Origin of the sequence: uncultured Psychrobacter sp. (genome assembly GCF_947495825.1) — a bacterium.
Taxonomy (GTDB): Bacteria; Pseudomonadota; Gammaproteobacteria; order Pseudomonadales; family Moraxellaceae; genus Psychrobacter.
Genome location: NZ_CANMAH010000007.1, coordinates 1 through 14,241, shown reverse-complemented (window position 1 = coordinate 14,241; position 14,241 = coordinate 1). Strand labels below are relative to the sequence as shown.

General features: G+C 43.3%; 12 protein-coding genes. 6 read left to right on the top strand and 6 right to left on the bottom strand.

Annotated elements, in window-relative coordinates; all coding sequences use genetic code 11:
• Positions 1-54 precede the first annotated feature (54 nt).
• Together Q0895_RS08570 and Q0895_RS08565 are read left to right on the top strand one after the other, a co-directional pair.
• Entirely contained in the window at positions 55-1,620 is a 1,566-nt protein-coding gene (locus Q0895_RS08570) for a peptide MFS transporter (RefSeq protein ID WP_299187748.1), read from the top strand.
• Positions 1,621-2,001: 381 nt separating this feature from the next.
• Positions 2,002-3,819 carry an aminopeptidase P family protein gene (locus tag Q0895_RS08565; protein ID WP_299187745.1) on the top strand — a complete coding sequence of 606 codons (1,818 nt, stop codon included), beginning with the start codon at positions 2,002-2,004 and terminating at the stop codon, positions 3,817-3,819.
• Positions 3,820-3,939: 120 nt separating this feature from the next.
• Here Q0895_RS08565 and Q0895_RS08560 read toward each other — a convergent pair whose 3' ends face one another.
• From Q0895_RS08560 to Q0895_RS08550, 3 genes are all read right to left on the bottom strand, one after another.
• On the bottom strand, positions 3,940-4,731 hold the full coding sequence (locus tag Q0895_RS08560; RefSeq protein WP_299187742.1) for a hypothetical protein: 792 nt from the start codon (positions 4,729-4,731) through the stop codon (positions 3,940-3,942).
• Positions 4,732-4,893: 162 nt separating this feature from the next.
• Positions 4,894-6,156 (bottom strand): beta-ketoacyl-ACP synthase II, encoded by a 1,263-nt coding sequence (gene fabF, locus Q0895_RS08555; protein WP_299188141.1) that lies wholly within the window; start codon positions 6,154-6,156, stop codon positions 4,894-4,896.
• Between the two features lie 355 nt (positions 6,157-6,511).
• Positions 6,512-7,840: an anhydro-N-acetylmuramic acid kinase gene (locus Q0895_RS08550; protein ID WP_299187739.1), complete on the bottom strand. Its 1,329-nt coding sequence runs from the start codon at positions 7,838-7,840 to the stop codon at positions 6,512-6,514.
• Positions 7,841-7,965: 125 nt separating this feature from the next.
• On the opposite strand from Q0895_RS08550, the gene tyrS reads away from it, so the two are divergent.
• Positions 7,966-9,177 carry a tyrosine--tRNA ligase gene (gene tyrS / locus Q0895_RS08545; RefSeq protein ID WP_299188140.1) on the top strand — a complete coding sequence of 404 codons (1,212 nt, stop codon included), beginning with the start codon at positions 7,966-7,968 and terminating at the stop codon, positions 9,175-9,177.
• Between the two features lie 127 nt (positions 9,178-9,304).
• Positions 9,305-9,532 carry a DUF1653 domain-containing protein gene (locus Q0895_RS08540; protein ID WP_299187737.1) on the top strand — a complete coding sequence of 76 codons (228 nt, stop codon included), beginning with the start codon at positions 9,305-9,307 and terminating at the stop codon, positions 9,530-9,532.
• A gap of 83 nt (positions 9,533-9,615) precedes the next feature.
• On the opposite strand, the gene Q0895_RS08535 is transcribed toward Q0895_RS08540, so the two are convergent.
• A complete protein-coding gene (locus Q0895_RS08535) occupies positions 9,616-10,578 on the bottom strand; it encodes an alpha/beta hydrolase (RefSeq protein WP_299187735.1) in 963 nt (320 codons plus the stop codon).
• A 206-nt stretch (positions 10,579-10,784) separates the two neighbouring features.
• Here Q0895_RS08535 and Q0895_RS08530 point away from each other — a divergent pair, with 206 nt between their 5' ends.
• Positions 10,785-11,465, top strand: coding sequence for a hypothetical protein (locus tag Q0895_RS08530; protein ID WP_299187732.1), 681 nt, complete (start codon positions 10,785-10,787; stop codon positions 11,463-11,465).
• Positions 11,466-11,490: 25 nt separating this feature from the next.
• On the opposite strand, the gene Q0895_RS08525 is transcribed toward Q0895_RS08530, so the two are convergent.
• Both Q0895_RS08525 and upp read right to left on the bottom strand, forming a co-directional pair.
• Positions 11,491-12,243 (bottom strand): SDR family NAD(P)-dependent oxidoreductase, encoded by a 753-nt coding sequence (locus tag Q0895_RS08525; protein WP_299187729.1) that lies wholly within the window; start codon positions 12,241-12,243, stop codon positions 11,491-11,493.
• Positions 12,244-12,309: 66 nt separating this feature from the next.
• The gene (gene upp / locus Q0895_RS08520) at positions 12,310-12,957 is read right to left on the bottom strand and encodes a uracil phosphoribosyltransferase (RefSeq protein WP_075103473.1); all 648 of its coding nucleotides are present in this window, start codon (positions 12,955-12,957) and stop codon (positions 12,310-12,312) included.
• Positions 12,958-13,191: 234 nt separating this feature from the next.
• Between upp and Q0895_RS08515 the strand changes: the two genes are divergently transcribed.
• Positions 13,192-13,887, top strand: a complete 696-nt coding sequence (locus tag Q0895_RS08515) for a DNA glycosylase (protein WP_366139930.1) — start codon at positions 13,192-13,194, stop codon at positions 13,885-13,887.
• Positions 13,888-14,241: the final 354 nt, after the last annotated feature.

The following is a 14,241-nucleotide window of genomic DNA, read 5'->3' as shown; positions in this document are numbered from 1 at the left end:
AAATGTCGGGCTTGGTCTATCTTTATCATAGTGCAGCAAAGGAATAGACAACTTATGAGCACGGAAACAAAATCAGAAGTTAGTGCTGCTGAGCTAGAAGCACTAGACAATGGGTTTATGGGTCACCCAAAACCACTGCGCCCTTTATTCTTTACTGAAATGTGGGAGCGATTTTCTTATTACAGTATTCGTCCGCTATTAGTATTGTTTATGGTAGCGACAGTAGGAAGCGGTGGCTTTGGTTTTGATGAGGTCACCGCTTCTGCTATCTATGGTATCTTTGCAGGTTCTTTGTACTTGGCAGCGGTACCTGGCGGCTGGCTAGCCGACAACTGGCTTGGACAAGAGCGTGCATTATGGTGGGGTAGTATTATTATCGCGCTTGGCCATCTATGTATTGCGCTCTCTGCTATGTTTGGTATGACATTGTTTTTTGTCGGTCTCATATGTATTGTGTTGGGGTCGGGATTATTTAAAACCTGTATTTCAGTGATGGTTGGGGCATTATATTCTAAGGGTGATGTGCGCCGCGATAGTGGCTTTACTTTATTTTATATGGGTATCAACATCGGCGCATTACTAGCTGCACTTATCGTTGGGGTGTTTAAAGAGCAAGGCATGTGGCATGTCGGCTTTGGGGTTGGTGGACTTGGTATGTTAGCCTCACTACTCATCTACCGCTTTTCTGCCCAAAAAACGTTGATACACTATGCACGCGCAAAGGGCATTACTGCTGAGTGGGAGCGCTCAAATGACCGTTTTAACAACATCGGTCGCTGGGTCGCAGGCTTTGTGGCTGTATTGGTTGCAATCGTTTTGTTGGTCGCGACTGGTATGATGCCATTCGAGCCACAAATGGTAGCAGAGTATATGACCTATATCATTGCAAGTGTGGTGATACTATATTTTGTGGTTATGTTTATTTCACCAAGGCTAGATAAAACCGATAAATTGCGTTTGCTGATTTGCTTTATTTTAATTATTGGCTCGACACTGTTTTGGTCAAGCTTTGAGCAGCAGCCGACGTCATTTAATCTATTTGCTGATCGCTATACTGATCTAAACGTTTTAGGTTTTGAGATTCCAAGCATTTGGTTCCAGTCGTTAAACCCTTTATTTATTCTTCTCTTAGCGCCCATAGTTAGTATTATTTGGGTCAAGCTTGGTAATCGAGGTCTTGAACCAAGTAGTATGGTGAAGTTTGCACTTGGGATGTTACTTGCTGCCGCAGGCTTTGGTTTGATGATTATCGCCTCAAAAAATATTTTGTCCAATGATACGGGCCTAGCATCACCTTTATGGCTGGTCGGTAGTTTGCTGCTATTGACACTTGGCGAGTTGGCGCTTAGTCCTGTAGGTCTATCGTCAATGACGAAACTTGCGCCAAAGGGCATGCAAGGACAGATGATGGGGCTTTTCTTTGCGTCTTTAGCGATGGGTAACTTAGTCGCGGCATTTTTCGGTGGAAATGTCTCAGCCGATAAGATTGAAGGTTTGCCAACGTTATTTACCACAATGACAGTCTTTTTGGTAGTGACTGCTGCCGTCCTATTGGTATTAGCAAAGCCTATCAATAGTATGCTCAAAAAGAGCGAGCATGCTGATAAGGCAGTCCATTAAATAGCACTTTGACAATACTTTTAAGCGGGCTATCACGACAATAAAAGACAAGTCTTTAGACGTGTTACCATTACTGGTAGCACGTTTTATTATTTCACTTGTTAAGTTATTTATCTTGCGCTATTGAAAGCCTACTTTGTGCCCAGACATCTAAGATGCTCTGCTGTAATACTATTTTCTAAAAATAATAGTTGGCTTCATTTATGTGTCGTCTGGTTACTTACGACATTTTAATACGCAGTATTTCGAATGTGGCTGATGCATATTCAAATACTAAACGTTAATCAATACTCAAAAATTTATCCACTCGAATAAGACGACTATGCATAGTCGCTTCACAATATCAACGCTCCATAATCAATATTAATAAGGAAACCTTTAATGAATAAACAAGCCATTCATGATCGTATCGATAACTTACGTAAAACTCTAGTCGAACAAGATATTACCGCGATTATTGTGCCGTCAGCTGATCCGCATTTATCTGAGTATTTACCAGAGTATTGGCAAGCGCGTTTGTGGTTATCAGGGTTTACAGGCTCAGTCGGCACGCTGGTCGTTACGGCTGATTTTGCAGGTCTGTGGACTGATAGTCGCTATTGGGTACACGCAGCCGATCAGCTAAAAGATACAGGTATCAGCTTAGAAAAGCTTGCTCCTGGTCAGCCAAACCATATTGACTGGTTAGCTGAGCACTTGGCGGAGGGTGATAGCGTGGCCGTCGATGGTAATGTACTGTCTATCGCTGAGCAAGATAAGCTACTAAACGCATTTGATGCTAACGACATCACCTTAATTACCGAGCGTGATGTATTGACAGACATATGGTCAGATCGACCAGCGCTCCCATCAGCTAAGTTGTATCAGCATGATGCGCAGTTTGTCGCACAGTCTGCTAGCTCAAAACTTGCTGCGGTACGTGAAGGTATGGCTGAGGCAGGCGCGACGCACCATCTGCTATCAAGCTTAGATGATATTGCTTGGCTCACCAATCTGCGCGGCGCTGATGTCGATTATAATCCTGTATTTTTATCACACATGCTCATCAGTAAAGATAAGGCAACGCTGTTCGTTGATAATAATAAAGTCAGCTCTGATATTGCAAAAGATCTACAAGATAGCGGTATCACCCTTGCTGATTATGATGCCATACAAGATGCGCTAAGCGATCTGACGCCAGAAGACTTGTTACTGTTAGATCCAAGTAAAGTTGCTGTGGGTACGCTATCAAAAATGGCAGATGACGTGGGCTTTATTGAGCAAATGGCGCCTAGTACCCTGCTCAAATCTGTTAAGTCTGACACTGATATCGAGCATGTACGTGAGGCCATGCGTCAAGATGGGGCGGCATTGAGTGAGTTCTTTGCTGCATTTGAGCAGCGTTTAGCAGACGGTGAGCGTTTGAGTGAGCTGGATGTTGATAGTATGCTGATTGAGGTACGTAGTCAGCAGCCACATTATGTCTCACCAAGCTTTCCAACGATTGCAGGGTTTAATGAAAACGGCGCATTGCCGCATTATCGCGCAACGCCAGAGAAGTTTAGCTACCTTGATGTCGCTGAGGGCGAGGGCGGCTTACTACTGATTGACTCAGGTGCGCAGTACCAAAACGGCACCACTGATATCACTCGTGTGGTCGGTATTGGCACAGTCACCAATGAGCACAAACGTGACTTTACCACGGTACTCAAAGCTCATATTGCGCTAGCACGTGCCAGCCTCCCTGATGGTATTGCCTCGCCACTGATCGACGCGATTTGCCGTGCGCCATTGTGGCAGGCACAAATGGACTATGGTCATGGTACTGGTCATGGCGTTGGTTACTTCTTAAATGTCCATGAAGGTCCGCAAGTCATTGCTTATAGTGCCAGTACACCAAAAGAGCGCGCGATGAAAGAGGGGATGATCTCAAGTAATGAGCCAGGCTTGTACCGCGAAGGTAAGTGGGGTATTCGTATCGAAAACTTGGTGGTCAATATGCCGGTAGCGAGCCCTACTGAGACCGAGTTTGGTAAATTTTTAAACTTTGAAACCATCACTTATTGCCCAATTGATACCCGTTTGATCGATAAATCATTGCTCGATCAAGTAGAGATTGATTGGCTCAACGACTATCATAGCCAAGTCTATGCTGAGCTAAAAGATCGCGTTGATGGCACAGCGCTTGATTGGCTGACTGAGCGTACACAAGCTATTTAAAATAAAAATTGCTAAATGCTTAATCGAAATACAAAAAGCCTCGTAAAAATATTTACGAGGCTTTTTTAATGGAGCTCTTTAACGGATATCTAAAAGTGTTCGATAAATTAGCTAAACAGACTAATGTTTTTTGGTCATATTTTCTTGAACAATGTCTTCGACAGCTTGGTTTTTGTCTGTGATTCCAGCGAGTTGCTGACTCACCTCAGCTCGTAACCACGACTTTAGATCCTCAGATATTTGCATCATTTGCTCACTCAGATAGTCGTCTACATGCATCTCAAGCTCTTGAATTAAGCTTTCATGGGCAGCGCTTAATTCTGGATTTTTAAAAGACAAGTCAATTGCTGCGCCTTTTTGAGGTTTGACGATAGTGTTTTCAGTCTGATTAATCGTATGAGAGTGACCATTGACGTTGTTTTTCTCATCAATGCTAGGACCGTCTGCTTCAGCCAATGTTTGCTTGTCGTTCGTAGCGCTTTCAATATCGCTCTTCTCTTGCTCAGCACGGCTTTGTTCATCTGCGTTTTTTTGAGCTTGTTCTGCTTGTTGTTTTTCTTTTTGACGTAAGGCTTCTTCTTGTTCAATTTTTGCAGCATGTGCTTTTTCTTCTTCAAGCTTTTTTTCTTCTGCCAAGCGTTGTTGTTCAGCAGCGGCACGTTGTTCGGCCTGCTTATCAGCAAGCTCTTTTGCAGCCGCTTGCTCAGCTTTGTGCGCGCTATATAGCTCATCGAGGTGTGCATCTAAGTCTGGCAAACTAAACGTAAAGCTCTCATAGGGAGTGTCTGTTTGCAGCAGAGTCGTGATATCCGTTAACTCTTGAACGATGGCAGCACGTATCTGCTCTGGCGCACGAGTCCAACGCTGATAAAATTGATGCGAAAACGAATAGCTTGACATAGACTCTTCCATAAATTTCCTAAAAATTACCCCTTATCATACGCAACTATGATAAGGGGCTGCAAGGGGACAAACGTAGCAAAACTGCTACCAGCGTTACATTGATAATATTATTCGCTCTTACGGCTCATATAGGATGCATCTAAGACCCAATAACTGTAACGACTACGTTAATTATGACCAACGTGCAAAAATGACTGAGCCGTTGGTACCACCAAAGCCAAAGCTATTAGAGACAGCATAGTTGAGGTTCTCAACTTTACGTGATTGATTGGCTACATAATCTAGATTACAGTTATCCTCGACATTATCTAGATTAATCGTTGGCGGTACGTGCTGATTTTGCAAAGCCAATATGGTAAAGATAGCTTCGATACCACCAGCCGCGCCCAGTAAGTGTCCAGTCATTGATTTGGTTGAGCTGACCAAGATGCTGTCTTTGACAGGGGCAAAGACGGTTTCAATCGCGATCGATTCAGCGACATCGCCAGCAGGCGTACTGGTACCATGAGCATTGACATAGCCAACTGCGGAAGGCTCGATACCAGCATCATTGAGCGCGTTTTTCATCGCTCGTGCTGCCCCGCTACCGTCTTCAGGGGGCGCAGTAATATGGCTGGCATCGTCACTCATACCAAAGCCGACGACTTCAGCAAGTATGGTTGCACCGCGCTCTTTAGCATGGGCAAGGCTTTCAAGTACCAACACGCCTGCACCATCGCCCAGCACAAAGCCATCACGGTCTTTATCAAATGGGCGGGATGCTTTGGTTGGCTCATCATTACGAGTAGAGAGCGCATGCATGGCTGCAAAACCTGCCATACCTAGTGGGCTCGAACCTCTCTCACTACCACCTGCGATCATAACATCAGCATCACCATAAGCGATTAGGCGTGCAGCCAATCCGATAGCATGTGTCCCCGTCGTACATGCGGTCGCAGTAGCTAGATTGGGGCCTTTGAGTTTGTGTTTGATAGCTACCAGACCAGCAGCCATATTAGCAATGGAGCCCGGCACGATAAATGGCGATACTTTTTTAGCGCCTTTTTCAGTTAGCATAGCGCAGCTGTCTTCGATCGTTTGGATACCGCCAATACCTGAACCTAGGACGACGCCAAAACGCTCTTGATCGACGTTTTGTACTGGCGTATCTTCTGGACCAATTTCCTCAATAAAGCCTGCTTCTTTTAATGCCATTGCAGTAGCAGCGACACCATAGTGCATAAATGCATCGTAGCGACGCGAGTCTTTGACACTCATATATTGCTTAGTATCAAAATCTTTAATCACGCCTGCGATTTGAGCACGGTAATCAGTCGCATCAAAATGCGAAATTGTGGTAATACCACTTTCCCCATTGAGTAATCGTGTCCATGTACTCTCAACATCCACACCTAGAGGGGTAACAGCGCCCATACCAGTAACGACGACACGCATCTCATCAGGACGCTCATGATGAGGAGGCTTACGACGCAGTTTTGATTCAGCGTTGGTATGTTGCGGTGTCGATGTACTGCTGTTTTGGCTCATGTGATATATCCTGTACTTGCAATCCTAAAGGAATGGGACTATTTATTTTATTGTAGCTATCTTGGCATTACTCAATGTTATTTATAGCGTTATCTTACTATTTTAGCAACCATTATAAAGCACATAAGTGCACGTCTGTAAACTTAATAATTCATAGAATGATGACGCTAGAGTAAGATAAAATAAAAGTTAGCGTGATGCTGCTATATTACTAGTCATTACGTGTATAAATACTCTATAAATCTAATAATCTATTTACTGATTAAGCAAAACATACTTGTCCTAATACCACGCTTTTACTTGCACCTGTTACGGCTGGCAAGTTACCTGTTTCACCCATCAAAGTTTGGCGTGCCAGCCAAGCAAAGGCCACAGACTCTACCCAAGTTGGATCAAGTCCTAGACTTGCCGTAGTCTCTACTGTGCAATGGGGTAGATGCGCTTGCAAGCGCTCCATTAAGTAATCATTTAATGCGCCGCCGCCGCAGACATACACCGAGCTATTAACTTTTGCATTAATAAACACATTGATTTGTGCACTGGCACTAATGGCAGTAAGCTCTGTCAATGTCGCTTGTACATCTGCTGCTGAGTAGCGAGTAGAGGCAGAAATCTGATCAAATTTTTGTAGCTCGCTTTGTAGCCATTCTAGGTTGAAGTCCTCACGTCCTGTGCTTTTAGGATAAGGTTTCACAAAAAACGGATGCTCTAATAATTGATTAAGTAGCGGCTCAATGACTTGGCCAGACTGCGCCCATGCACCGCCTGCGTCATAGTCATTGTCGGTATGTAGCGCGGTCCATGCATCAAGTAATAAGTTAGCAGGGCCTGTATCATAACCAACAACAGGACTATCAACAGCTGGCAAGACGGTTATATTAGCAATACCGCCCAAATTTAATAACACCCGCGTGTTATTAGGTGCGGAAAATAAAGCCTTATGAAAAGCAGGAACCAAAGGCGCCCCTTGTCCGCCAACCGCCATATCACGGCGACGAAAGTCACTGACGACGCTAATGCCCGTTTGCTCAGCGATGACATTAGCATCGAGTAGTTGTAAGCTAAAGCTCATTTGCGGACGATGACGTACCGTCTGCCCATGACAGCCAATCGCCAGTATCGACTCACTATCGGTATTTGACTGCTGTAATAAATTATTGACCACTTCGCTCGTAAACTCGCCATAAGCTTTACTCGCCCAGCCAAACCAGTCTAATTCGCTGTTTAGCTGATGGTTTGTCTCGTCAGCGGTTGGCGTTAATTCTTGAACACCATTTGGCTGACACAAGGCCAAGAGCACCTCACGCAGGCGCGGCGGGAAATCTTGGCTATAAGTGGCTAATAGCTGCATCGGTTGTTGGGTGCTATCTTCATGATCAAACTGACAAAGTACCGCATCCATACCGTCCAAGCTAGTGCCTGACATTACGCCGATATATAGACCATCATCAAAGCTTTCAAACACCGTTTGCTCTAGTGCTTCAGTTAGTGAAGCATAGTTTGTATCGTCGTCATTATTTACTGAATCAGGTGAGTCAACCAAAAATTCGGTGTTTTCAAGCTCATTCGTAGGCTGGGCAGGGTTGGTCATGGCAATTTACCTTAAAAAACGCTAGTATATCTGCCAAATTCTATCATTTTTATACGCCTATCAGGTTCTAAACCTGTAAAGGCATCTCTCCTCAAAAAGACTATAAAGAGAACATCATGACTGACATGACTGAGCAATCCTCAACCATCGAAGAACAACTGGCCTTGATCCAGCGCGGCACGCAAGAAATCTTATCTGAAGAGGATTTGGTTGCCAAGCTAAAATTAGGCCGTCCGCTGCGTATCAAAGCAGGCTTTGATCCTACCGCGCCTGACCTGCATTTGGGACATACGGTACTGATCAATAAGCTTAAGCACTTCCAAGACTTGGGTCATGAGATTTATTTTCTTATCGGTGATTATACGGCCAAGATTGGCGACCCTTCTGGCAAAAATAGCACGCGTCCACCACTCAGTGACGAGCAAATCAAGATCAACGCACAGACCTATGCCGAGCAAGTTTTTAAAATTTTGGATAAAGAAAAAACTAAGATTGTTTTTAACTCCGAATGGTTTAATGATATGTCAGCGGGCGATATGATTCAGTTGGGTAGCCAGCTTACTGTGTCACGGATGCTTGAGCGTGATGACTTTGCCAAGCGCTATGCCGCACAAACCCCGATTGCCATTCATGAGTTTTTATACCCGTTGGTGCAAGGCTACGACTCTATCGCGCTAAAAGCCGACGTCGAGCTGGGCGGTACCGACCAAACCTTTAATATCTTGATGGGTCGCACTTTGCAAGGTCGTTATGGCCAAGAGCCGCAAGTTTGTATTACCGTGCCAATCTTAGAAGGACTAGATGGCGTCAATAAAATGTCAAAGTCACTTGGCAACTATGTCGGTATCTATGACGCGCCAGGCACCATGTACCAAAAACTGCTATCCATGCCCGACACCTTAATTCGTCGCTACTTTGAGTTTTTAAGCTTTAAGCCGATGGAAGAAGTCGAAGTGTTGATGACAGAGATGGAAAACGGTCGCAATCCACAAGAAATCAAGCGTATCCTTGCCGAAGAATTAATCGAGCGTTTCCACGATGCTGATGCGGCAGCTAATGCGCATAAATCTGCAGGCAACGTGTTGGCTGATGGTGAATTACCAGTTGATCTGCCAGAGGTAACATTAGATCTAGAAGGTACGGACGCGCTATTTATCACCCAAATCTTGAACCAAGCAGCACTTGCTAAAAACAACTCAGCAGCCAAAGACATGGTCAAACGTGGCGCGGTCAAAGTAGATGGCGAAGTGGTTGATAGCAGCTTTAGCTTAACGTCAGGTCAAAGCGTCGTTATTCAAGCGGGCAAAAAGGCCTATGCAAAAGTAACGGTAGGATAATAGGGCTTTTAATATCAAGAGCATAAATAAGGTCGACATTGATTGTCGGCCTTATCTATTTCTATTATTTGAACATAACGAGACAGCATTTAGCTCATACATTTATAAGGAAGGCTAGGAATTACTTATGAACCAATCTATTCCACAAGGCATCTACCGTCATTATAAAGGCAATCTCTACCAAGTCTTGCATACCGCGCAGCATTCTGAGACCGAGGAAATGCTAGTCGTTTATCGCTGTCTGTATGGCGAATATGGGGTTTGGGTACGACCGCTGTCGATGTTTAGTGAGACAGTCACGCGTGACGGCAAAGAAGTGCCTAGATTTGAACTGATTAAAGCGTTAGCTGATTAGTTTGAAATAGAAAGCCTGAATAGAAACTTAAGGGTCGCTGTCGTAGGCTGAGTTTTTGATCCAGCTTTTTACCATCATATCATCTATAGCTCATTTCCCAAAAATCTCTTTAACACTTTATAAAACCCAATTGGCTCATCCATCGGTACCGCATGGCCTGCACGTGGCAATACGATGTCAGTCGCATTAGGTAGCATACGAGTTACTTCCTGCTGCCACTTAGGATCATAGAGATTTGAGCGACCACCGATTAAGTTCACGACTGGAATAGTGACTTTTTCTATGACAGCTCGAAAATCGTACTCCAGTTTTAAATATGTTTGCAAGCAGCGCATTTTATGTTGCCAGGTACTATGATTATAGAACACCAACTTATGATCATTTTGATAAGTCAAGAATTGTACGATAGCTTTTGAGCGTGAACGATTTACCGATAATAAGGAAAACAATCGTTCAACATCTGTGACTCGACGTTTAATCGTAAATGGCAAGTGAGTGAAGCTATCAACATTGGCATAAGGCAGTGTTATATTCACTACTTCATGAAATATATCAAAGACTTCTTGCTGCCGTGCTCCAAATAGGCCACCTTGCCAATCAGACTGATTATGAATCGCAGGGCTTTGGTCGATATTCATATAACGGCTAACCCGTGACATATCAAAACGCTCAAAATAAGCCCACATCACTTGCGCGCCCATTGAAATAGCAGCAACCGGTAAAGATTCTATTTTAAGGTCATGGCAGATTTGCTCAATCACAGCGTTGATATCGTCAGCATACTGGCGCACAAAATCAAATTGCGTCAAATTGGACGATTTCGCTTCCCCAAAACCTCTAAAGTGCGGGAGATAAAACCGATATTCGCCAATAAGTGGCAGTATAAAAGGCAAAAACTCACGTGCATCCATGCCATACGCGTGTAGCAAGATTACAGGCCTGCCTTTGCCAATCACAGAGACAGGAATGATTGTACCGTCAGTCTTGATGATGCTTAAAGTCTGTAATTGGTATGGTGTTGGTAGTTTTAACCAGTCTTTGATCATGGGCAGCATCATCTCGTTTTGATTTTATTATTTTTAGGGGGTTATCAAATAATTTTAATATGAAAATGCTAAGCACAAAACATTTTAATATTATTGAGGCGTGTTATAGTAAAAAAAGCCAATTTAACAATGATATAAGTATAAAAATATCTATCAGAGCCACGTCGCCAATGTAATAATTCAACAAAAAAGGGAAATAAGAATTCATGAGTAGAGCGACATTAACAAGTCTTGATAGTAGCCTTTATCCTCAAGCTTGGGGCCAGCTGACTTTTGCAGATTCGCATGGTTTATTAATGGCGCTTTTAATGGGTGATCTGGCGTTAGAACCCAAAGACTTCACCAAACGACTACTGGCAAACGATACGTATCAAGATTGGATCAACGCCACTGTATTTGGACGATATATCCAGCGTAGTTTTTCAGCATTTTATCGACAAACTGAAGACAGCTTTAATATGGATATGCCAGCGCTGTTTCGCGCTGAGCTGCTGCGTCATGCTCAGTACCTACCGTTAGAGCAAGTTTTATTTGTCGCAGGTACTATGCCCAAAAGCGCGCGACTTGATAAGTTATTTACCACCACGGTTAACCCTGCTACTGCCGTCTTAAGTGCTCAAAAACTTAGGCAGGAGGCGCTAAGACTAGGACGAGAAAACAGTCAAGCCTTGATTGTGAATCAGATAAAAGTCGTTGGTAAGCAAGTGATTGGGTTTCCGATACGTCATAATAAGCGTACCAGCGAGCGTACTCGTAATGAAGTACTTATTTTGGACTTTAACGATTTGCGGTTGGTAAATGAGCAGATTTTAAATAGTGAGACGCCAACTAATACGGCGATGCCAAATGACACCGCCGTAGTGCTACGTTATTATGAATTACGTTGATGGTTTATACATAAAACTTTATAGGCTAAGAGTCTTGCTTGGCAATCGTTAAACCATTGTATGTTTGTGCAACTGGCATGACTTCTAAACGGTTAACATTGATATGCGCCGGCGACTCAATAAGCCACAGTAAGATATCGCCAACATCTTCGCCTGTCATGGTTTTAAAACCGTCATAGACCTTGGCCGCTTTCTCATCATCGCCATGATAACGGACGTTTGAAAACTCTGTACCCGCGACATTACCTGGTTCAAGATTGGTCACTCGCACTTGCGTACCAAGTAGGTCAGCGCGCAAATTGAGGCTAAACTGTTTGACGAAGGCTTTGGTCGCGCCGTAAACATTCCCACCAAAGTAAGGCCAGCTACCAGCGATGGAGCCGACATTAATAATATAACCGCTATCGCGTGCAACCATCGCTGGCAACACAGCATGGGTTAGAGCCATTAATCCTTTAACATTGGTATCGACCATTCTCATCCAATCATCAAGATTGGCAGTTTGTGCAGGGTCTGTACCAAGTGCTAGGCCAGCATTATTGACCAAGACATCTATTTGCTCAAAGCCATCGGGCAAATCTGCAATAATTTTTGGAATGGAGGCAGTATCATTGACATCCATGACGACGGGTAAAAATAAATCGCCTAACGTTTCAGCCATTGTGTTTAGCTTATCAAGTCGTCTGGCACAACCAACCACGCGATGTCCTTTGGCAACCAAACGTTCCGCCAGCGCTTTACCAAAACCAGCACTTGCGCCTGTAATCAATACGTTCATTTCATATCCTTATCATTGATGTCGTAAGCTTTGGTCATGATTCTTGTAGCGACTACTTTCTTTGAATTATTTGTTAAATAATTGCTTACCAAAGATTTTATCGCCTGCATCACCAAGACCTGGAATAATATAACCGTGTTCATCCAAATGACTATCTAATGCAGCCGTATAAATGGTCACGTCAGGATGTGCTTCATTCACTAAGCGCACACCTTCAGGCGCCGCAACCAACACCAGTGCTTTGATACTTTTACAGCCATTTCTTTTTAGCATATCAATAGTGGCAACCATCGAACCGCCAGTGGCAAGCATGGGATCAACGATAAGTGCTGGGCGTTTATCCATGTGGCTGACGAATTTTTCAAAAAACGGTACTGGTTGCAAGGTTTCTTCATCGCGCTGCAAACCTACGACAGATATTTTTGCAGTAGGGATTAAGTCAAGCACTCCATCCAACATGCCAATACCAGCACGTAATATAGGAACGATTGTGGCAGTTTTGCCAGTGATTTGCTCACCTTCTATCTCACCGCACCAACCTTGCATAGGAAAGGTTTCAATCTCAAAATCGCGACTTGCTTCATAAGCCATCAAACGGGCAAGCTCTTTGGTTAGCGTACGAAATTTATAAGTACTACAGTCTTTTTCACGCATTAGGCTGAGTTTATGACGGACTAACGGATGATCAATTACAGTAATTTTTAAGTCACTCATAAATACTCTCTTGGTTTTGGGCTGATGCTCACGCAGATACTGCGATCGCTATTAGTATAAAAGATACAAACACTTACCGCACTTAACGCTATACCAAGCATAGAAATAGTAAGATTGAGGCTTAAATAACCAGTTTTAAGCCAAACCTATTCGGCTATATAGCGCTATGGCAAGTGAAGTCGTGTTTAGGCCTGTTATGATACCAAAAAAACCACTTTTCCGATGAAGAATCTTATGACCAAACAACCATCTAACAACCCCAATCAAGCAAATGCCAGCTCAGTATCGACAAAAACAGTAGCAATGCCAATAGAAACCCACCCTTTTAAGCCTGTATTACCAACTAATGCTACCGTCATGATGATGGGAACGTTTCCACCGACCTCTGATAAATGGGCAATGCGCTTTCATTATCCCAATTTCTATAATGACATGTGGCGCATCTATGGAGGCGTGTTCTTTGACGACGTAAACTATTTTAGAGTCGGGGACGAAAAGCGCTTTGATCCTGAGCGTATTCGCAATTTTTTATTTGAGCGTGGTATTGCGTTATGCCCAACGGTCAAGCAAGCAATTCGAGAGACAGGTAATGCTTCTGATAAAAATTTAACCGTCGTCACGCCTGTTAATTTAGATGACATTTTGCCACAAGTTCCCAAAATGCAAGCGCTGTTCACAACAGGTGGGAAGGCCACAGAAGTTTTAATTGATTTATTAGGCAGCTCATTACCTAAGTCTAAACACCCAAAGACCAATCAAAGTATGGCTTACCCTTATATATGGCAAGGCAATGATTCTAGTCTAGCAGCGACTTCAACAAATGACTTAACCTTATATAGGTTACCTTCTACTTCGCGCGCTTATCCGTTGGCATTAGACAAAAAGGTTGCTGCTTATAGAGCATTTTTTGAAAAAATGGGTAAGTTATAAAGTGCTCTGAGAGAGGTTGTAGGAAAAAATAATATGTATAAAAGCGCATTATTCATTGATAGCGTATTATTTGGCGTAGAATAAAATTATTTTAATGGCTAACTTATTGATTAGAATGAGATATTGGTTTTCATGCCAAATATTATTAAAAACAATATCTAATCCCCCTTGACCCCCATCTCAAAGCGCGTATAATGCCACCCAGTCGAAAGGGAAGGCAGGTTAAGGAATGATTTATTATTCTAAGAACCGAAGCCTAACCAATTATTTTAAAATCTTTTAAATTAATTCTTGACTTCCAAATTAAAGCGTCTATAATACGCACCTCATTAAGGGACAGGACGAGATTAAGAC